Raw genomic sequence first — 17,656 nt, 5'->3', positions numbered from 1 at the left:
CCGGGTGAGGGGCCGCTCCCGCGGCCCCTCACCGCTGCCCGAGGCGGCCGGACGAGTCTGGCGGACCCTCGGCGCGGTCTTCGTCATCGTGGTCTTCGTGCCACCGCTGCTGCTGCTGGTCTCCGGCTCGCTCACCGAGCCGGGGCTGCCGCCGCCACCGACGCCGCAGCTGGTGCCCGACCCGGTCTCCACCACCGGCTACCACCAGGCCGTCGAGATCGGTGGGTTGCTGCGTGCCAGCCTCAACTCGGTGCTGGTCGCGGTCGTCGCGGTGCCGCTGAGCGTGCTCGTCGCCTCGCTCGCCGGCTTCGCGCTGGCCCGGCTCGCGCCGCGCACCACCGGGGTCGTCGCGGCGGCGTCGTTGCTCGCGCTGATGGTGCCGGCGACCGCGCTGCTGGTGCCCCGGTTCGCGATCTTCCGGGCCCTCGGGCTCACCGACACCCTGGTGCCGTTGATCGCACCGGCGCTGCTGGGCACCTCGCCGCTCTACGTCCTGGTCTACTACCTGGCCTTCCGGGCGCTGCCGGCCGATCTCTACGACGCCTGTCTGGTGGCCGACCTCTCGCCGATGGGCACCTGGTGGCGGATGGCCCTGCCGCTGGTCCGCCCGGTCACCGCCGCGCTCACCGCGCTCACCTTCGTGCTCACCTGGTCGAACTTCCTCGACCCGCTGATCTACGTCTACGACCGCGACCTGTTCACCCTGCCGCTGGCGCTGCGCTCGCTGTCCGTGCTGGACCCGACGAACTTCCCGGTGTTCCTGGCCGGGGCGGTGCTGGCCACGGTCCCGGCGCTGCTGGTGTTCGTGCTGGCCCAGCGCCGCTTCCTTCACCACGACGACCCGACGGGACGGGAACGATGAAGCCCAAGGCGCTGCTCGCCCTGCTGTTGACCGCCGTGCTGCTGCCCGCCGGGTGCGGCTCCGGGTCCGGCTCGTCACCCGGGGGTCCGGTCCGGCTGCTGGTCTTCGGCGCCCCCGAGGAACTGGCCGCCTACCGCACCCTCATCGACGCGTACGAGAAGGCGCGACCCGGCACCGACGTGCAGCTGATCGAAGCCAGCGACCGCAAGGACCTGCTCGCCCGACTGGCCACCTCGGTGGCCGGGGGCGCGCCACCGGACCTGTTCCTGATGAACTACCGCTTCTACGGCCAGTTCGCCGCCAAGGACGTGGTCGAGCCGCTGGACGACCGGATCGGGGCCTCCGACGCCATCGAACCGGCCGACTACTACCCCGTGGCGATGGATGCCTTCAAGTGGGGCGACAAGCAGCTCTGCCTGCCGCAGAACGTCTCCAGCCTGGCCGTCTACTACAACCGCACGCTCTTCCAGAAGTACGGCGTGGCCGAACCGAAGGCCGGCTGGACCTGGAACGACCTGGTCGGCACCGCCACCGTGATGACCCGCGACTCCCGCGGCCAGGTGGTCAAGGCCACCGAGAGCGAGGGTGCGGCGCTGCGTCCCGCCGTGCACGGCCTCGGCGTCGAGCCGTCGATCATCCGGCTCGCCCCGTTCGTCTGGTCAGCCGGCGGCGAGATCGTCGACGACCCGGCTCGGCCGACCCGGTTCACCCTGGACAACCCGGCCGCCCGGGAGGCGCTGAAGAATCTGGTCGACCTGCGGCTGGCCTACGGGGTGGTGCCGACCGACGAGGAGGTGGAGGCCGAGGACGACGAGTCGCGGTTCGCCAACGGTCGCCTCGCCATGCTGATGAGCTCCCGGCGCTCCACCACCACCTTCCGGTCGATCACCGGCTTCGAGTGGGACGTCGCCCCGCTGCCGGTCTACCGGCAGCAGGTCGGGGTGCTGCACTCCGACGCGTACTGCATGACGCGGGGTGCGCGGAACAAGGACGCGGCCTGGCGGTTCCTGGAGTTCGCCGTGGCCCGCGAGGGGCAGGAGATCATCGCCGCCACCGGGCGTACCGTGCCCTCGCACATCGCGGTGTCGCAGTCCCCGGCGTTCCTCGGCCCGGCCCAGCCGCCGCGCAGCGCGAAGGTCTTCCTCGACGCGATCCCCACGGTCCGGGCGCTGCCCACCGTCTCCACCTGGCCGGAGATCGAGGACGTCACGTACGGGATCCTGGAGAACGCCATGCACCGGGGCGACCGCCTCGACGACGTGATCCGGGACCTCGACCAGCAGACGCGGCCCCTCTTCGCCCGCGGCGAGCACGGGTGAGCGGGCCCGGACTCCTCCTGGACGGGGTGAGCGCGGCCTACCGGGGCGCGACGGTGCTGCACGAGGTCGACCTGAGCGTGGCCCGTGGTGAGCTGCTGGTGGTGCTCGGCCCGTCCGGGGCCGGCAAGTCGACCGTGCTGCGGGTGGTTGCCGGCCTGGAGCCGGTCACCGCCGGGCGGGTCCACATCGCCGGTCGGGACGTCACCGCCGCCCGGCCTGGCCTGCGCAACGTGTCGATGGTGTTCCAGTCCTACGCGCTCTTTCCGCACCTGACGGTCGCCGAGAACATCGCCTTCGGCCTGGAGGTACGGGACACCCCCCGGGCGGTCGCCGGGGAGCGGTCCCGGGCGGCCGCCGAGACGGTCGGCTGTGCCACCCTGCTCGGCCGTCGGCCCGGGCAGCTCTCCGGCGGCGAGCGGCAGCGGGTCGCCCTGGCCCGGGCGCTGGTCCGCGAACCGGACGTCTTCCTGCTCGACGAACCGCTCTCCAACCTGGACCTCGGGCTGCGGGTGGAGATGCGCGCCGAGCTGCGCGCCCTGCACGACCGGCTGGGCGCCACGATGGTGCACGTCACGCACGACCAGACCGAGGCGCTGGTGCTGGCCGACCGGATCGCGGTGCTGCGCGCCGGGCGGATCGAGCAGGTCGGCACGCCGGAGGAGATCTGGCACGCCCCTGCGAGCACCTTCGTGGCCCGGTTCGTCGGCTCTCCGGCGATGAACCTGCTGCCCGCCGGGTCGGTGCGGCCCAGCGGCGACGCGCCTCCGCTGCACGCCGACGAGGATCTGCAACTCGGGTTCCGGCCGGAGGCGACCCGGCTCGACGACGTCGAGGGGGCGGCGGCCACCGTGGACCGGGTCGAGGTGGTCGGCGAGGACGCCTACGCGTACCTCACCCTCGCCGACGGCGGCGCGGTGGTCGCGCGGGTGCCGGCCGCCCGCCGGCCGGCCCGGGGCGCTCCGGTACGCGTCGGCGTGCGCTGGGCCGACGTGCACCTCTTCCACGCCGGCTCGGGACGCCGGTACCGGCCCGCATGAGGCCGGACACCCGCTCCCGCCGACAGTTGGCGTTGATGCTGGCGCCGTACCTGCTCGGCCTGGTCGGGCTGGTCCTGCTGCCCGCCCTGATCACTCTGGCGCTCGCCTTCACCGAGTACGACCTGCTGCGCGCGCCGACCTGGGTGGGCCTGGCCAACGTGACGGCCCTGCTCGACGACCCGGTGTTCCGGGTCGCGGCGATCAACTCGCTGGTCTTCGCGGTGGTCGCCGTACCGCTGCGACTGCTCATCGCGCTCGGCCTGGCGCTGCTGCTGTACCGCCGGGCACCCGGCATCGGCACCGCCCGCACCGCGGCGGTGCTGCCCACCGCGGTACCGGAGATCGCCTACGGGCTGCTCTGGCTCTGGCTGCTCAATCCGCTCTACGGCCCGATCAACCAACTGCTGCGCACCGGCGGGCAGAACGGGCTGACCGCGCTGGGCCGGACCCCGCCGCAGTGGCTGACCGATCCCACCGACGCCCGGGCGGCGATCATCGGGATGAGCCTGTTCACCGTGGGGGAGACCTTCGTCGTGCTGCTGGCGGCCCGGCGGGCGCTGCCCCGGGACGTATACGAGATGGCCGCCCTGGAGGACGCCACCGGCTGGGACGTGTTCCGCCGGGTCACCCTTCCGCTGATGGCGCCGGTGCTCGGGCTGCTGGCGGTACGCGACGCCATCCAGAGCCTGCACTTCACCTTCGTGCCGGCGTTCGTGGTGACCGACGGGGGACCACCCCCGTACGCCACCACCTACCTGTCGCTCTTCGTCTACCGCAACGCGTTCGAATACCTGCGCTACGGCTACGCGGCGGCGGCGACCCTGCTGATGATCCTGCTGACCGTGGCGGCGGTGCTGGTGCAATGGCGGCTGATCCGGCGCTACCGTGCCTTCTACCGGCTCTGAGCAACCGTCGCGGTCTGCCCGGACGGTGGGCCTACCGCGCCGCTGGCCCGGGCACCGAGCTCGCGAAGGTAGCCGACAAGTTCCGGCGGTTCGTGCACCTCGAACGCGCAGCCGAGCGTCAGCAGGCGCCACGCCAACCACTCCAGCGTGTCGCTGTGGCTGTGCAGCCGGCAGCTGTCCGCGTCGATCGGCTCCAGGTCGGTGGGCGCGTCGCCGAGCCGGCCGGCGACCCGCTCGACCGGCGCGTGCAGGGTCGCCACCGCGCGGTAGACGGGGGTCCGTTCGACCAGCTTGCCGGCCACGTACGCGGCGGCGTCCGGAGCCGGCAGCGTACGGGGTGCGGTGCGTCGCCCGGTCGGCCGCTGCCCGGTGATCCGATCCACCCGGAAGATCCGCCAGTCGGCACGGTCGTTGTCGTAGCCGACCAGGTACCAGCGGCGGCCCGCCGACACCAGCTTGTGCGGCTCGACCAGCCGCTCGCTGTCGGCGCCGTCGTGCCGCCGGTAGCTGAACCGCAGTTGTTCGCGGCCGGTGACGGCGGCGGCCAGCGAGGTCAGGTGCTCGGGCTCCACCGTCGGCTGCTCCCAGGTGAGCAGCGGCACGGTGGCCCCGCCCAGTGCGCCGATCCGGTGGCGCAGCCGCGACGGCAGCACCTGCTCGACCTTTGCCAGCGCCCGTACGGAGGCGTCCTCGATCCCGGCGACCGCGTGTCGGGCCGCGGTACGCAGCCCCACGGCGATCGCCACCGCCTCTTCGTCGTCGAGCAGGAGCGGCGGCATGGCCTTGCCGGCGACGAGGCGGTAGCCGCCGAGCGTGCCCATCGTCGCCTGCACCGGATAGCCGAGGTCGCGCAGGCGCTCCACGTCCCGCCGGACGGTGCGCAGGCTCACGCCCAGCCGGCCGGCCAGTTCGCTGCCGGGCCACTCGCGTGGGGTCTGCAACAGCGACAGCAGGCTGAGCAATCGGGCGGCGGTGTCGGACATGGAGTTCAGGATGCCACCGATGTGTGCCAGGAACCGACCTACATCGGTCGTAGCGTGCTCGGCATGCAGCCATTCCGCATCGACATCGCCCAGACGGACCTCGACGACCTGCGCGACCGGCTCGCGCGCACCCGGTGGCCCCGGCAGTTGCCCGGGGCCGGCTGGAGCCGCGGGGTGCCGCGGGACTACCTGCGCGACCTCGCCGACTACTGGGCGAGCGGATACGACTGGCGGGTGCACGAGGCCCGGTTGAACGAGTTCCCCCAGTTCGTCACGGAGATCGACGGACTGGACGTGCACTTCCTGCACGTGCGCTCGGCGGAGCCCGGCGCGCTGCCGTTGATCCTGACCCACGGCTGGCCGAACTCCGTCGTCGAGTTCACCGAGTTGATCGGGCCGCTGACCGACCCGCGGGCACACGGCGGGGATCCGGCACACGCGTTCCACGTCGTGGTGCCCTCGGTACCAGGCTTCGGGTTCTCACAGGCGCCGCCCGACACCGGCTGCACGGTCAGCCGGGTCGCCCGGATGTGGGTGGAGTTGATGCGCCGCCTCGGCTACGACCGCTACGGCACCCAGGGCGGCGACCTCGGCGCGTACGTGGCGCCGGAGGTGGCCAGGATCGCGCCGGAGCACGTGATCGGCGTGCACGTCGACGGTGGATTCGGCTTCCCGACCGAGGCCGACGTGCCGGACATGGACGAGCAGGAGCGTGCGGTCTACGCGGAGATGCAGCAGTGGATGAGCGGCGGGGTGGATCACCACTCGCTGTTGCGGGCCGCGCCGCAGACCTTCTCGTACGCCTGGAACGACTCACCCGTCGGGCTGCTGGCCTGGATGACACAGAAGTTCAAGGAGTTCACCATCACGGCGCCGACGCCGGAGCGGGCGATCGCCCGGGATCAGATACTGACGAATGTGACGCTCTACTGGCTGACCGCCACCGCCGGCACCTCGTCCTGGTTCATGTACGACAGCACGCACTTCGCCTGGCCCCGGGGGCAGGCACTGGTGCCCAGCGGCGTCTACAGCGGCGGCCCGCCGCTGTTCCGCCGTCTCGCCGAGCGACACAACAAGATCGTCCACTGGCCGGCGGGAAACCCCGGCGGCCACTTCGTGGCGATGGAGGAGCCCCAGGCGCACGCCGCCGACATCCGGGCCTTCTTCGGGACCTTGCGGTGACCCGGCTGACCTGGTCGCAGGTGTGCGCCCGGCGCCTCGAGCGGCATGCGCTCGCGGCGCCGGCGCCCGCCCCGGTGGGTCCGCGTGCCGACCCGGTGGGTTCTGAGCCGGGTGCCGACCCGGTCGCCACCGTGGTGTCCGCGATGTGTGGCGCGCACGCCCAGATCGCCTCCGCCGCCGAGCTGTCCGTCGGGCTACGCGTCCCGGCCGCCACCCGCGCCCACGTGCGCCAGGCACTCTGGACGGATCGGACGCTGGTCAAGACCCGGGGGCCCCGCGGCACCGTGCACCTGCTCGCGGCGGCGGACCTGCCGATGTGGACCGGCGCGCTGGCCGCGACACCACCTCCGCCGAACGAGCAGGGCCACAATCTGCTCACCGCCGAGCAGACCAGGCAGGTGCTGGCGGCCATCGCGGACGCGCTGCGCGACGACGAGCTGACCACCGCGGAGCTGACCGAGCAGGTCGTCGCCCGCACCGGTCCCTGGGCCGGGGACCGGGTCATGGAGGCCTTCCAGGACAAGTGGCCGCGCTGGATCGTCGCGTCGGCGGCCGCGATGCGGGGCGGTGTCATGTGCTTCGGCCCGAACCGGGGCCGCCACACCACCTACACCAGCCCGGCGCGCTGGCTGCCCGGCTTCACGCCGATGAGCGGCCCGCAGGCCCTGGCCGAGATCGTCCGGCGCTATCTGTACGCGTACGGGCCGGCCACCCCGGCGCATTTCGCCCAGTGGCTCGCCGTGCCCAAGCCGTGGGCGGCGAAGCTCTTCGCGTCGCTCGACCTGGCGTCCGTCACGGTCGAGGGTGTCCAGGCGTGGGTGGCGGCCGGCGACACCGACTTCCCCGATGAGGGGCCGTCGGGACTGCGCCTGCTGCCCTACTTCGACGCGTACGCCGTCGGCTGTCACCCACGGGAGCTGCTCTTCCCCGGCAAGGCCACCGAGCGGGCCCTCGCCCGTGGCCAGGCTGGCAACTACCCGGTGCTGCTCGTGGACGGGACGGTGAGCGGGGTGTGGCACCAACGGCGCTCCGGCCGCACGATCACGGTGACCGTGGAGCCGTTCGCGGCCCTGAACGCCCGCCGGCGGCGGGCGTTGGACGAGCAGGTCGAGCGGATCGGCGAGATCCTGGAGGGCAGACCGTCGTTGACCATCGGTACGGTCGGCGTCGGCCCACATGCCTGACCGCCGCCTCCCGGAACCGTCGGACCGGGTCGGTCGTCCAACTCGTGGAGGTGTCGTGCGATGCGTCGAGCCGGGCTCCTGCTGACCGCCGTCGGTCTGGTGTGCTGGGTGACCGCCTGCGCCTCGTCCGACCTGCCCGAGGCGGGCCAGTCGCCGGCCGGGTCCACGGCTCCGGCCGAGACCACGCCACCGGCGGCCGCGAGCCCGTCACCGCCGGCCGGGTCGACACCGCCCCCGCCCCCGACGACTCGTCGACCCGTGCCGAGTCGACCGGCCGCCCCGCTGCCGTCCTCGGGCGGGGATGTGCCCGCGCCCCTGCCCTGGGGTGGGCGGACCCTGACCGGCACGGTCGAACGCGCCGGCGAATGCACGATGCTGCTGGTCGGAGAGCATCGCTGGGCGCTGACCGGGGCGGCGGCGGCCGACCTGCGACCCGGCGACCGGGTCACCGTGCACGGCAACGTGGCCCCCCGATCGGCGGCCTGCGGCGAGCGGGCTCTGCCCCGGGCGGTGGCCGTCAACCGGGTCGAACCGGCCTGACGCCGGATCTCCCCGCGAGCGGCGTCCGGTGAGAGCTTCGATCGCGGGCGAACCCGCGGGGGACAGGTGTAGGCGCGGGTATGCCGGGTAGCCGCCGGGGATGCAGCTGGTGGAGGAGTCGCCGTACCGGTTCCGGATCGACCGGCACGACCCGATGCGGGTGCCGGGTGTGGTCTTCGCGACCCGGGAGCTGCTGCCCGACTCGGGCGCGGACAAGTCCCTGGAGCAGGTGGCGAACGTGGCCACCCTGCCCGGCATCGTCGACGCCTCCTACGCCATGCCCGACGTGCACTGGGGCTACGGGTTCCCGATCGGCGGCGTCGCGGCCACCGACGTCGAGCACGGCGGCGTGGTGTCCCCGGGCGGGGTGGGCTTCGACATCTCCTGTGGCGTACGCCTGCTCGCCGCCGACCTGGACCGCGACGAGCTGGGACCCCGGCTGGACGCGTTGATGGACGGGCTGGCCGAGTCGACCCCGCGCGGGATGGGCAAGGGCGCGGTCTGGCACCTGTCGGATCGGGCGGAGCTCGACGGCGTGCTGCGCGGCGGCTCCCGGTACGCGGTGCAGCGCGGCTTCGGCGTCGAGCGGGACCTGGAGCGCTGCGAGGACTACGGCGCGGTGGACGACGCCAACCCGGCGCAGGTCAGCGAGCGGGCGGTGGAGCGGGGCGCCCGCCAGGTCGGCAGCCTCGGCTCCGGCAACCACTTCCTCGAGGTGCAGGCCGTCGCGGAGGTCTACGACGACAGCGTCGCCGCCGCGTTCGGGCTGCACCCCGGCCAGCTCTGCGTGATGATCCATTGCGGCTCGCGCGGGCTGGGCCACCAGATCTGCACCGACTACGTGCGGGGCATGGAGAAGGTGATGGCCCGCTACGGCATCGAGGTGCCGGACCGGCAGTTGGCCTGCGCGCCGGTCTCGTCCCACGAGGGCCGCGCCTACCTCGGCGCGATGGCCGCCGCGGCCAACTACGCGCGGGCCAACCGGCAGCTGCTGACCGACGCCGCCCGCAAGGTCTTCGCCCGCCAGACCGGGCGCGACCTCGACCTGGTGTACGACATCTCGCACAATCTCGCGAAGATCGAGAGCCATGACGTCGACGGCGTCCGGCGCGCCCTCTGCGTGCACCGCAAGGGCGCCACCCGGGCGCTGGCCCCGGGACACGAGGACCTCCCCGCCGACCTGCGCCCGGTGGGGCAGCCGGTGCTGATCCCCGGTTCGATGGGCACCGGCTCGTACGTGCTCACCGGCGTGCCCGGCTCACCCGCCTTCGCCTCCACCTGTCACGGCGCCGGCCGGGTGCAGAGCCGAAAGCAGGCGGTCAAGGCCGAGCGGGGCGCCGATCCGCGCCAGCAACTGGAGGCGCAGGACATCGCCGTACGGGGCGCGTCCCGCCGTGGCCTGGCCGAGGAGATGCCGGCGGCGTACAAGGACGTCTCGGCCGTGGTCGAGTCGGCCGAGGGCGCCGGACTGTGCCGAAAGGTCGCCCGGCTGGTCCCGGTCGGCGTGGTCAAGGGCTGACCGGCCCGGTCAGACGTCCACCGTCACCGCGCACGACCAGCCGGCGCCGTCCGGGCCGAAGCGCAGCTCGTGCAGGGCGACCGCCTTCGGCACCGCGCCGATGAGTTCCACCGCGTCGGTCTCCGTCATCCGCCAGCGCACCAGCAGACCGCCCGCCGGGTCGTCGGCCACCTCGGTGGTGACCGGCAGCTCGCCCGCCGTCTCCATCCGGTAGATCATTTCGTCGAGGACGCTCACCAGCAGGTCCTCGTCGTCGGCGGCGGGCACCTGGTATTCCCGTTCGGGCCCGGGCCGCACCCCGGCGGTGTCGGCGAAGGTCTCGACCAGCCCGGTGACCGCCTCGGCCAGGCACGCCGCCCGGGTCGGCGCCCACGCCTCGATCCGCACGTCGGCGGTGTGCGGTACGCGCCGGTGCCCGCGCCGCGCTGGCTGCTCCATGCCCCCGATCATGCGCCACGGCGGAGTCACCGGGTGGCTGGTCTACGGTCGTCGAATGCGAATCACCAAGTTCACCCACTCCTGCGTCCGGGTGGAGCACGACGGCGCGGTACTCGTCATCGACCCGGGAACCTGGAGCGAGCCGACCGCGTTGGCCGGCGCGGACGCCGTGCTGGTCACCCACGAGCACGCCGACCACGTCGACGTGCTGCGGCTGGCCGCCCTCGGCGTGCCGGTGTACGCCCCGGAGGGCGCCCGCCTGCCCGACCGGGCCCCGCTGCCGGTGACGCCGGTCCAGGCGGGGCAGCGGTTCACCGCCGCCGGGTTCCCGGTGACCGCGGTCGGCGGCCGGCACGCGGTCATCCACGATGGCCAGCCGGACTGTGCCAACCTCGGCTACCTGGTCGGCGACGGCCTCTACCACCCGGGTGACTCGCTGCACGTGCCGGACGAGCCGGTGCAGACCCTGCTGATCCCGGGTCACGGTTCCTGGATGCGGCTCGGTGAGGCGATCGACTTCGCCCGGCGGATCGGCCCGAGCCGGGCGTACACCATCCACGACGCGCAGATCAACGAGCGCGGCCTGGCCAGCGTGACCGGGTGGTTCGAGGAGACCATCCCCGGCTACCGCCACCTCACCCCGGGCGAGACCGCCTGACTCACCCGCGCGGCGGCGGGTCGGCCGCCCAGGCCGGGGTGCCCGGCACGTCGTACGCCGGGGCCGGCCCGGTCAGCACCGCGTGCCCGGTCGGCACGGACCAGGTCCCGGCCAACTCCGCCAGCAGCTCGTCGAGCAGGTGGGCGATGTCCGCGGCGGCCGTGGCGTGCAGAGCCTCCGTCACGATCAGCACGCTGGCGGTCTCCGCCCGGACCGCCGACAGGCCGCTCTGCCGGTTGGTCCAGCGCCGAGCGTGCGCCCGCCCCGCCGCGTCGGCGAAGATCACCTCGCCGGGCTCCGGCCGCTCGGTGCCGCCGGCGAAGGTGACGTACTCCTCGTCACCGCGGGCGGGCCGCACCGTCAGGTCGCCGGCGATCCGGTCGGTGTCCAGCACGGCGACCGGGATGCCGTACCCGACGGAGATCGCGTTGCAGAGGTCGACCAGCGGGTGCAGCCGGGGCAGGGTGCCGTCGAGCCGCAGCCGCCGCAGCAGCGCCTCGGCCGCGCACCGGTACTGGGTGGGCTTCAGACCCATCGCGGCGAAGGCGCGCCGCCACGCCTGGATCTCCGGAAACCCGCCCTCCGGGCCGGTCGCCAGTCGGGCCCGCGCGCGAGCGGTGAACTCCTCGACCCGGGCCGACACGTCGACGTGCGGGGTGATGCCGGTGACGGCCACGACCCCGGCGACGAGGTGCGGGTACGCCGCCCGGACCGGCGCGGAATGCTGGAACCGCACGGATGCTCCTAACGGCCGGAGAGGGCGAGTGAGATGCCGAGTGCGACGAACGTGCCGGCGACGCTGCGGCGCAGCCAGGCGGTGACCCGGGGCCGAGCCAGCACCCGGTCCCGGACCAGGGCGGCGGCCATCCCGTAGCCGCTGAACACCACGAGGGTGAGCAGCATGAACACCGCACCGGCCGCGAGCATGCCCCGGGTGGCGCCGGCGCCGGCCGGGTCGACGAACTGCGGCAGGAACGCGACGAAGAAGAGCGTCGGCTTCGGGTTGAGCAGGTTGATCAGCACCGCCTTGACGATCACCCGCAGCGCCGAGTGCGGCGTCGCGTCGGCCGCCGGGGTGAACGCGCTGCGGTCCCGGATGGTCGACCAGGCCAGGTAGAGCAGGTAGCCGACGCCGACGTAGGTGACCGCCCGGAAGGCGGTGGCGCTGGCCGAGAGCAGGGCGGCCAGCCCGGTGACCGACGCGAGGAGGTGCGGCACGGTGCCCAGCGTGCAGCCGACGGCGGCGACCACGCCGGCCCGGGCGCCTCGGGACAACCCGGCCGAGAGTGTGTAGACCACCCCGGTGCCCGGGGTGACGACCACGACGAGCGTGGTGACCAGGAACGCGATGCTCACGATGACCCTCCGGTGCGACGGCGGCGACGCCCTGGCGGGCTCACCCCCTCCCACTCTGATGGCAGGATGGTCTGATGAGCAGGGCCAAACCGCCGCTTCCCGAGAGGTCCATAACTGCCGGGTCGGACTTCCTGCACCTGGACGTCGCCGACGCGCCGCCCGGTGGGCGCGCCGACTGGCTCGCCGCCCGCCTGCGCGCGGCCATCGCCGACGGTCGGATCCCGGTGGGGGAGCGACTGCCCTCGTCCCGGGTGCTCGCCGGCGACCTCGGCGTCTCCCGGGGCGTGGTCACCGAGGCGTACCAGCGGCTGGTGGAGGAGGGTCGGGTGGCCGGCCGCGGGCGCGCCGGCACCGTCGTCGTCGCCGCCCCGCCGGCGCCCGCGCCGCCGCCCGGCCCGGCCGCCGCGCCCGCGCCGGCCACGCTGTTCCCGTCCGCGCCGAGCAGCGACATCTTCGACGCGGTACGCACCGCGCCCGCGCGGATCGATCTGACCCCGGGCGTACCGGATCTGGCCGCCTTTCCCCGCGCGGACTGGCTGCGCGCCGAACGGACCGTGCTGCGCCACCTCGCCGCGGCCGACTTCGGCTACGGCGACCCGCGCGGGGCGCCCACGCTACGGCGGGCCGTCGCCGGCTGGCTGGCCCGCAACCGGGGCATCGCGGTCGACCCCGCCGACGTGCTCGTCACCGCCGGTGTCTCCCAGGCGCTCGGCCTGCTCGCCCAGGTGCTGCGCCCGCACGGGATCGATCGGGTGGCGGTGGAGGAGCCGGGTTCGCTCGGCGTCCGGCAGCACCTGAACAACTGGGGTCTGGCCACCCCGCCGGTCGCCGTGGACGCCGCCGGCCTGCGGGTCGACGAGCTGGCGGCCAGCGGGGCGGGCGCGGTGATGCTCACTCCGGCCCACCAGTTCCCGACCGGCGTGGTGCTCGACGGCGAGCGCCGCCGCCGGCTCGTCGCCTGGGCACGAGCCGGCGGGCTGATCATCGAGGACGACTACGACGCCGAACACCGCTACGACCGGCCGCCCGTGCCCGCGCTGCGTGCCCTCCTGCCCGACCAGGTCTGCTACGCCGGCAGCGTCTCCAAACTGCTCGCCCCCGCGCTGCGGGTGGGTTGGCTACTGGTTCCGGCACGGCACCGGGACGCGGTGGTCGCCGCCAAACGTAACGCCGACCTCGGCAACTCGGTGCTGCCGCAGCTGGTGCTCGCCGAACTGATGACCTCCGGTGCGCTGGAGCGGCAGCTGCGGCTGCTCCGCCGCCGGCACGTCCGCCGCCGCGACGCGATGGTCGCCGCGCTGCGGCGTCGGCTGCCCGCCGCGACCGTGCACGGCGCGGCGGCCGGGCTGCACCTCATGGTCACCTTCGACGGCGACGTCCGGGACACCGAGCTGGCGGCGGCGGCGTTGGCCGGCGGGGTGAAGGTGCAGCCGCTCTCCTGGCACTGTCAGCGGCCCTACCGGCCGGGCCTGGTCCTCGGGTACGCGGCGAACACCCCGACCGACATCGAGGACGGCATCGCCACGATCGCCGCCGCCCTGCGCCGGCTGTCGTCCTGACCGACCCCGTCGGGCCGCCGTCGTTCCCTGCCGACGCCCCGGTGCTCAGCGGCGAAGCTCGTCGAGCAGCGCCAGCACCCGGGACCGGATCTCGTCGCGGACCTCACGTACGACGTCGATGGACTGGCCGGCGGGGTCGGTGAGCTGCCAGTCCTCGTAGCGCTTGCCGGGAAAGACGGGGCAGGCGTCCCCGCAGCCCATGGTGACGATGACGTCGCTGGCCTCGGCGGCGTCCCAGCTGAGCCGGGCCGGCGTCTGCTCGGTGATGTCGATGCCGGCCTCCCGCATCGCCTGCACGGCGACCGGGTTGATCTGGTCCGCGGGCTCGGAGCCGGCGGAGCGGACCTCGACGCTGTCGCCGGCGAGGTGGCGTAGCCAGCCGGCGGCCATCTGGGAACGGCCGGCATTGTGGACGCAGACGAAGAGGACGGAGGGCTTGTCGCGCATCGTGGTCTTTCCTGTCAGACGATGGTGGGACTGCGGCGTTCGAGGAGGATGACGTCGCGCCAGACGCCACCATGGCGTCCGAGGCGTTGCCGGGTGCCGACGACGCGGAAGCCGCAGGCGGCGTGCAGGGCGAGGCTGGCGGCGTTCTCTGGGAAGACGCCGGACTGGATCGTCCAGATGCCCGCCCGCTCGGTGGAGTCGATCAGAGCGTGCAGCAGGGCTCGTCCGACTCCCCGGCCGCTCGCCTCGGGGTGGACGTAGACCGAGTGCTCGACGACCCCGGCGTAGACACACCGGTCGGACACCGCCGAGCAGGCGATCCAACCGAGCGGGCGGCCGAGCCGGTCGACGGCCACCCACCGATGACCGGCCAACCGGCCGGCGGTGAAGCTTGCCCAGGTGGGCGGCTCGGTCTCGAAGGTGGCGTGGCCGGTGGCGATGCCGAGCCGGTAGATGTCCAGGACCGCGTCGGCGTGCTGGTCGCCCATGGGCACGACCGTGACGGCGGCCGGGTCGGTCTCCGGGTTCATCGCCGCCTCGCCTCCTCTGGCAGCTGGGGCACGACGACGGCGCCGGCGGTCTGCTCGGCCTGGGGGTACCAGGCGGCGAGCGCGGCGACCGCGACCAGGGCGCCGACGAGCTGGGCGGCGACGAAGCCGGGCACGGACGTCGGGGCGATGCCGGCGAACGTGTCGGTGAACGCTCGGCCGATGGTCACGGCGGGGTTGGCGAACGAGGTCGACGAGGTGAACCAGTAGGCAGCGCCGATGTAGGCGCCGACCGCCGCCGGCGCGGCGGCGCCCCGGCCGCTGCGGGCGAGCGCGAAGATGAGGACGATCAGGCCGGCGGTGGCCACCACCTCGGCCAGCCACAGGTTGCTCCCGGTGCGGTCGGTCCGCGACCAGGTGACGGCCGGTAGCCCGAACATGAGGTCGGCCAGGACCGCGCCGGTGACCGCGCCGCCGATCTGGGCCGGCACGTAGCCGGCAAGCTCGCGGCCGGTCAGGCCGGTCGCGGCACGCCGGCCGAGCCACCAGTCCACCGCGGAGACCACCGGGTTGAAGTGCGCGCCGGAGACGGGCCCGAACGTCAGGATCAGCGCGCCCAGGGCCAGCGCGGTGGCGATAGCGTTCTCCAGCAGCTGGAGCCCGATGTCGTTCGGGGAGAGCCTGGCGGCGGCGATCCCGGAGCCGACGACCGCGGCGACCAGCATGGCCGTGCCGGCGAACTCGGCGGACGCGCGCCGGGCCAGGGTGCGGCTCACCGGGCTGCCGCGTCGGCCGGCGCGTCCGCGGCGGAGAGCTCGAGCAGCGCGCCGAGCTGTCGGAACGCCTCCGGTCTGACCTTGTACCAGACCCAGGTGCCCCGGCGGTCGGAGTCGACCAGGCCGGCCTCGCGCAGCACCTTCAGGTGGTGGGAGATGGTCGGCCCGGAAAGGTCGAACGCGGGCGTCAGGTCGCAGACGCAGATCTCCGGGACCGAGGCGATCATCGACATCAACCGCAGCCGGACTGGGTCGCCGAGGGCCTTGAACATCGGCGCGACCAGCACTGCCTGCTCGGCGTCCATCGGGCGGACCGCGATCGGGGCGCAGCAGGCGACCGCTCGTAGGTCCACCACCGGAAGGTCTTGCTTTGACATTTCTCTACCTTGACAGATCTCGAAACAGGCTGCAACAGTGAGCTTGCTTCGATAATCATCTAGGCAAGGACGAAGCCATGATCAAGCTGTTTCGCCGCCGTCCCGTCGCCGGCGCCCAGGGCGTGACGCTGTGCGAGTCGTGCGGGCAGGTCTGCACCTCGGCCTGCCGCGCCGACGCCCGCTACGAGCGCAGCCGCACCGCCGTGCTGAGCCACCTCCACGTCCGCTGAACGAACCCGACAAGAGGAGTTCCGATGTCCCGTGTCCAGCTCGCCCTGCGCGTGTCCGACCTCGAAGGTTCCGTCGCCTTCTACGCCAAGCTCTTCGGCGTCGAGCCGGCCAAGCGTCGCCCCGGCTACGCCAACTTCGCCATCCAGAACCCGCCGCTGAAGCTCGTCCTGCTCGAAGGCGAGCTCGGCCAGCCCACGGTCATGGACCACCTGGGCGTCGAGGTGTCCGACACCGACGAGGTCAACGCCGCCACCAGGCGGCTCACCGACGCCGGCCTGATCACTCTGGAGGAGAACGACACCGAGTGCTGCTACGCCCTGCAGGACAAGGTCTGGGTACGCGGCCCCGGCAACGAGCCCTGGGAGGTCTACACCGTCAAGGCCGACTCCGGGCAGCTGAACAAGGCCGTGGAAGGGGAGTGCGTCTGCGGCACCCCGGACGGCGAGAAGATGCCGGTGACCAGTGGAGCCACGTCGAGCTGCTGCTGACGCGAGGTCTGCGCGCTGGCCGTGACCGACGGCGGCCAGCGCGCCCGACCGGTCCTGCCGTCAACGAAGGGCGGCGAGCGGAATGAGCACAACCGCGGCCACACCGACCGCCGCGGCGCCGACTGCCCACCACCAGAAGAAGCCGGAGAAGGCCGAGGCCAGCACCAGACCTGTTCCGAGCCCGGCCAGCGCACCGAGGCCGAACAGCGCGCGGGGTGGCAGACGCAGGGTCGGCAGGCGCCACACCACGAGAACTTCCAGCCACGTGCCGCCAAATGTCAGCGCGACGGCGCCGACGAAGTCCAGGACAGACAGGCCGTGCCCCGCACTGATAGGCACTTTGACCGGTCCTTCAAGGCTGGCCGGGACCACCAACACCACCAACCCGGCCAGCACCAGGAGGACGGCCGAAGCAAACTGTCGACGCAGGTGCCGGGGGCCCATTGGGTCAGGGTATCGACGCGTCGCAACGCCCTGCCTCACCCGTGCGCGAGCGGTATGCGTCGTTCCTAGACTGAGCACGTGCGCAGGAAGCTCGACGACGCCTGGTCCATCGACCTGACCGGCGCGTGGCAGCGGGAGCGTCCGGTGGCCGGGCTGACCACGTGGCGGACGCCCGGCCGGAGCATGCGGGTCGGCGGCGTCGTCTGGCGCTGCGCGAGCGCCGCCGACATCATCGCCTCGATCGACCTCGAACTGCCTGCCGATCCGGTGGGCAAGGTGGGGGAGGGCGGCAGCGGCGGTGTCGGCGCCCGGGCCGCGTGGCTCTACCGCGACACCGGCGACGCGCACTACACCCTCTACGGCTACAACTTCACCGATGGCGAGGGCCTGGAGACCGTGTTCGTCAGCGCCGACACCGCGGACACGGCGTGGGCCTTCGCCGCTTGGCGGTCGGTGACCCATGAGGGGTCGCAACACGCCGGCCGGTGAGGGCTGGCCGGTGGACAATGCCCGGATGAGAGAACGCCTTGCTCCTGTGTTGCGGGTCACCGACGCGAGCGCCGCCGCGGCCTGGTACGCCCGGCTGGGCTTCGGCACGCAGTGGGAGCACCGCTTCGCGCCCGAGTTGCCGCTCTATCTGAGCATCGCCCGGGGTGACATCGAGGTCCACCTGTCGGAGCATTCCGGGGACGCCCGGCCGGGGACCCTGCTGTACCTCTACGTCGACGACGTCGACGCGGCCGCGGCGGCATGCGGCGTCACCGACGTACAGCAGCAGGACTGGGGACGCGAGTTCGAGCTGACCGACCCCGACGGCAACCGGATCCGGGTCGGAACCGTCCAGGGGTGAACAAAGCCCGGTC

Annotated in this window: 23 protein-coding genes; 14 read left to right on the top strand and 9 right to left on the bottom strand. The window is 73.3% G+C overall.

The features are described from left to right. Positions 1-4: 4 nt before the first annotated feature. Genes AB0C04_RS15330 through AB0C04_RS15315 form a run of 4 tightly spaced genes read left to right on the top strand, consistent with a single transcriptional unit; the run spans position 5 to position 4,123 of the window. Entirely contained in the window at positions 5-862 is an 858-nt protein-coding gene (locus AB0C04_RS15330) for a carbohydrate ABC transporter permease (RefSeq protein ID WP_357053966.1), read from the top strand. Further along, entirely contained in the window at positions 859-2,181 is a 1,323-nt protein-coding gene (locus AB0C04_RS15325) for a sugar ABC transporter substrate-binding protein (RefSeq protein ID WP_357053963.1), read from the top strand. The genes AB0C04_RS15330 and AB0C04_RS15325 overlap by 4 nt, the downstream gene beginning before the upstream one ends. Then, complete coding sequence (locus tag AB0C04_RS15320) at positions 2,178-3,218, top strand: ABC transporter ATP-binding protein (RefSeq protein ID WP_357053960.1); 1,041 nt, start codon at positions 2,178-2,180, stop codon at positions 3,216-3,218. The genes AB0C04_RS15325 and AB0C04_RS15320 overlap by 4 nt, the downstream gene beginning before the upstream one ends. Positions 3,219-3,253: 35 nt before the next feature. Beyond that, entirely contained in the window at positions 3,254-4,123 is an 870-nt protein-coding gene (locus AB0C04_RS15315) for a sugar ABC transporter permease (protein WP_357053957.1), read from the top strand. Here AB0C04_RS15315 and AB0C04_RS15310 read toward each other — a convergent pair. Continuing rightward, entirely contained in the window at positions 4,111-5,106 is a 996-nt protein-coding gene (locus AB0C04_RS15310; RefSeq protein WP_357053954.1) for a YafY family protein, read from the bottom strand. The two genes, AB0C04_RS15315 and AB0C04_RS15310, sit on opposite strands and share 13 nt — an antisense overlap. Before the next feature lie 63 nt (positions 5,107-5,169). On the opposite strand from AB0C04_RS15310, the gene AB0C04_RS15305 reads away from it, so the two are divergent. The 4 genes from AB0C04_RS15305 to AB0C04_RS15290 all read left to right on the top strand — a co-directional run bounded on the left by AB0C04_RS15305 (position 5,170) and on the right by AB0C04_RS15290 (position 9,531). Next, entirely contained in the window at positions 5,170-6,288 is a 1,119-nt protein-coding gene (locus tag AB0C04_RS15305) for an epoxide hydrolase (protein WP_357053951.1), read from the top strand. A 95-nt stretch (positions 6,289-6,383) separates the two neighbouring features. Then, entirely contained in the window at positions 6,384-7,472 is a 1,089-nt protein-coding gene (locus AB0C04_RS15300; protein ID WP_357053948.1) for a winged helix DNA-binding domain-containing protein, read from the top strand. 60 nt (positions 7,473-7,532) lie between these two features. Further along, positions 7,533-8,012, top strand: coding sequence for a DUF5818 domain-containing protein (locus AB0C04_RS15295; protein WP_357053945.1), 480 nt, complete (start codon positions 7,533-7,535; stop codon positions 8,010-8,012). Positions 8,013-8,112: 100 nt separating this feature from the next. After that, entirely contained in the window at positions 8,113-9,531 is a 1,419-nt protein-coding gene (locus tag AB0C04_RS15290; protein WP_357053942.1) for an RtcB family protein, read from the top strand. 9 nt (positions 9,532-9,540) lie between these two features. Here AB0C04_RS15290 and AB0C04_RS15285 read toward each other — a convergent pair whose 3' ends face one another. Beyond that, positions 9,541-9,981, bottom strand: coding sequence for an archease (locus AB0C04_RS15285; RefSeq protein WP_357055244.1), 441 nt, complete (start codon positions 9,979-9,981; stop codon positions 9,541-9,543). Positions 9,982-10,024: 43 nt separating this feature from the next. On the opposite strand from AB0C04_RS15285, the gene AB0C04_RS15280 reads away from it, so the two are divergent. Further along, on the top strand, positions 10,025-10,627 hold the full coding sequence (locus tag AB0C04_RS15280; protein WP_357053939.1) for an MBL fold metallo-hydrolase: 603 nt from the start codon (positions 10,025-10,027) through the stop codon (positions 10,625-10,627). Position 10,628: 1 nt separating this feature from the next. Here AB0C04_RS15280 and AB0C04_RS15275 read toward each other — a convergent pair whose 3' ends face one another. Together AB0C04_RS15275 and AB0C04_RS15270 are read right to left on the bottom strand one after the other, a co-directional pair. After that, positions 10,629-11,363, bottom strand: a complete 735-nt coding sequence (locus tag AB0C04_RS15275) for a phenylalanine--tRNA ligase beta subunit-related protein (RefSeq protein ID WP_357053936.1) — start codon at positions 11,361-11,363, stop codon at positions 10,629-10,631. 8 nt (positions 11,364-11,371) lie between these two features. Then, a complete protein-coding gene (locus tag AB0C04_RS15270; RefSeq protein ID WP_357053933.1) occupies positions 11,372-11,983 on the bottom strand; it encodes a LysE family translocator in 612 nt (203 codons plus the stop codon). Positions 11,984-12,057: 74 nt separating this feature from the next. Between AB0C04_RS15270 and AB0C04_RS15265 the strand changes: the two genes are divergently transcribed. Then, the gene (locus AB0C04_RS15265; RefSeq protein WP_357053930.1) at positions 12,058-13,542 is read left to right on the top strand and encodes a PLP-dependent aminotransferase family protein; all 1,485 of its coding nucleotides are present in this window, start codon (positions 12,058-12,060) and stop codon (positions 13,540-13,542) included. Between the two features lie 45 nt (positions 13,543-13,587). Here the strand turns inward: AB0C04_RS15265 and AB0C04_RS15260 are convergent, their stop codons facing one another. The 4 genes from AB0C04_RS15260 to AB0C04_RS15245 are packed head-to-tail and all read right to left on the bottom strand — an operon-like array spanning position 13,588 to position 15,630. Then, complete coding sequence (locus AB0C04_RS15260) at positions 13,588-13,989, bottom strand: arsenate reductase ArsC (protein WP_357053927.1); 402 nt, start codon at positions 13,987-13,989, stop codon at positions 13,588-13,590. A gap of 14 nt (positions 13,990-14,003) precedes the next feature. Then, positions 14,004-14,477 carry an N-acetyltransferase family protein gene (locus AB0C04_RS15255; protein ID WP_357055241.1) on the bottom strand — a complete coding sequence of 158 codons (474 nt, stop codon included), beginning with the start codon at positions 14,475-14,477 and terminating at the stop codon, positions 14,004-14,006. A 38-nt stretch (positions 14,478-14,515) separates the two neighbouring features. Next, the gene (locus AB0C04_RS15250; protein ID WP_357053924.1) at positions 14,516-15,253 is read right to left on the bottom strand and encodes an aquaporin; all 738 of its coding nucleotides are present in this window, start codon (positions 15,251-15,253) and stop codon (positions 14,516-14,518) included. After that, positions 15,250-15,630 (bottom strand): metalloregulator ArsR/SmtB family transcription factor, encoded by a 381-nt coding sequence (locus AB0C04_RS15245; protein WP_357053921.1) that lies wholly within the window; start codon positions 15,628-15,630, stop codon positions 15,250-15,252. The genes AB0C04_RS15250 and AB0C04_RS15245 overlap by 4 nt, the downstream gene beginning before the upstream one ends. A gap of 77 nt (positions 15,631-15,707) precedes the next feature. Between AB0C04_RS15245 and AB0C04_RS15240 the strand changes: the two genes are divergently transcribed. Beyond that, on the top strand, positions 15,708-15,860 hold the full coding sequence (locus AB0C04_RS15240; RefSeq protein ID WP_357053918.1) for a hypothetical protein: 153 nt from the start codon (positions 15,708-15,710) through the stop codon (positions 15,858-15,860). Positions 15,861-15,884: 24 nt separating this feature from the next. Continuing rightward, a complete protein-coding gene (locus tag AB0C04_RS15235) occupies positions 15,885-16,349 on the top strand; it encodes an ArsI/CadI family heavy metal resistance metalloenzyme (protein WP_357053915.1) in 465 nt (154 codons plus the stop codon). Between the two features lie 60 nt (positions 16,350-16,409). Here AB0C04_RS15235 and AB0C04_RS15230 read toward each other — a convergent pair whose 3' ends face one another. Continuing rightward, entirely contained in the window at positions 16,410-16,793 is a 384-nt protein-coding gene (locus AB0C04_RS15230; protein ID WP_357053913.1) for a hypothetical protein, read from the bottom strand. A gap of 78 nt (positions 16,794-16,871) precedes the next feature. Here AB0C04_RS15230 and AB0C04_RS15225 point away from each other — a divergent pair, with 78 nt between their 5' ends. Both AB0C04_RS15225 and AB0C04_RS15220 read left to right on the top strand, forming a co-directional pair. Continuing rightward, positions 16,872-17,282: a hypothetical protein gene (locus AB0C04_RS15225; RefSeq protein WP_357053910.1), complete on the top strand. Its 411-nt coding sequence runs from the start codon at positions 16,872-16,874 to the stop codon at positions 17,280-17,282. Between the two features lie 25 nt (positions 17,283-17,307). Beyond that, positions 17,308-17,643, top strand: a complete 336-nt coding sequence (locus AB0C04_RS15220) for a glyoxalase superfamily protein (protein ID WP_357053907.1) — start codon at positions 17,308-17,310, stop codon at positions 17,641-17,643. Positions 17,644-17,656 lie beyond the last annotated feature (13 nt).

It is taken from the genome of Micromonospora sp. NPDC048909 (genome assembly GCF_040649635.1).
Lineage (GTDB): Bacteria > Actinomycetota > Actinomycetes > Mycobacteriales > Micromonosporaceae > Micromonospora.
The sequence above is the reverse complement of the archived record's forward strand: the minus strand, read 5'-3'. Positions and strand labels throughout refer to the sequence as shown.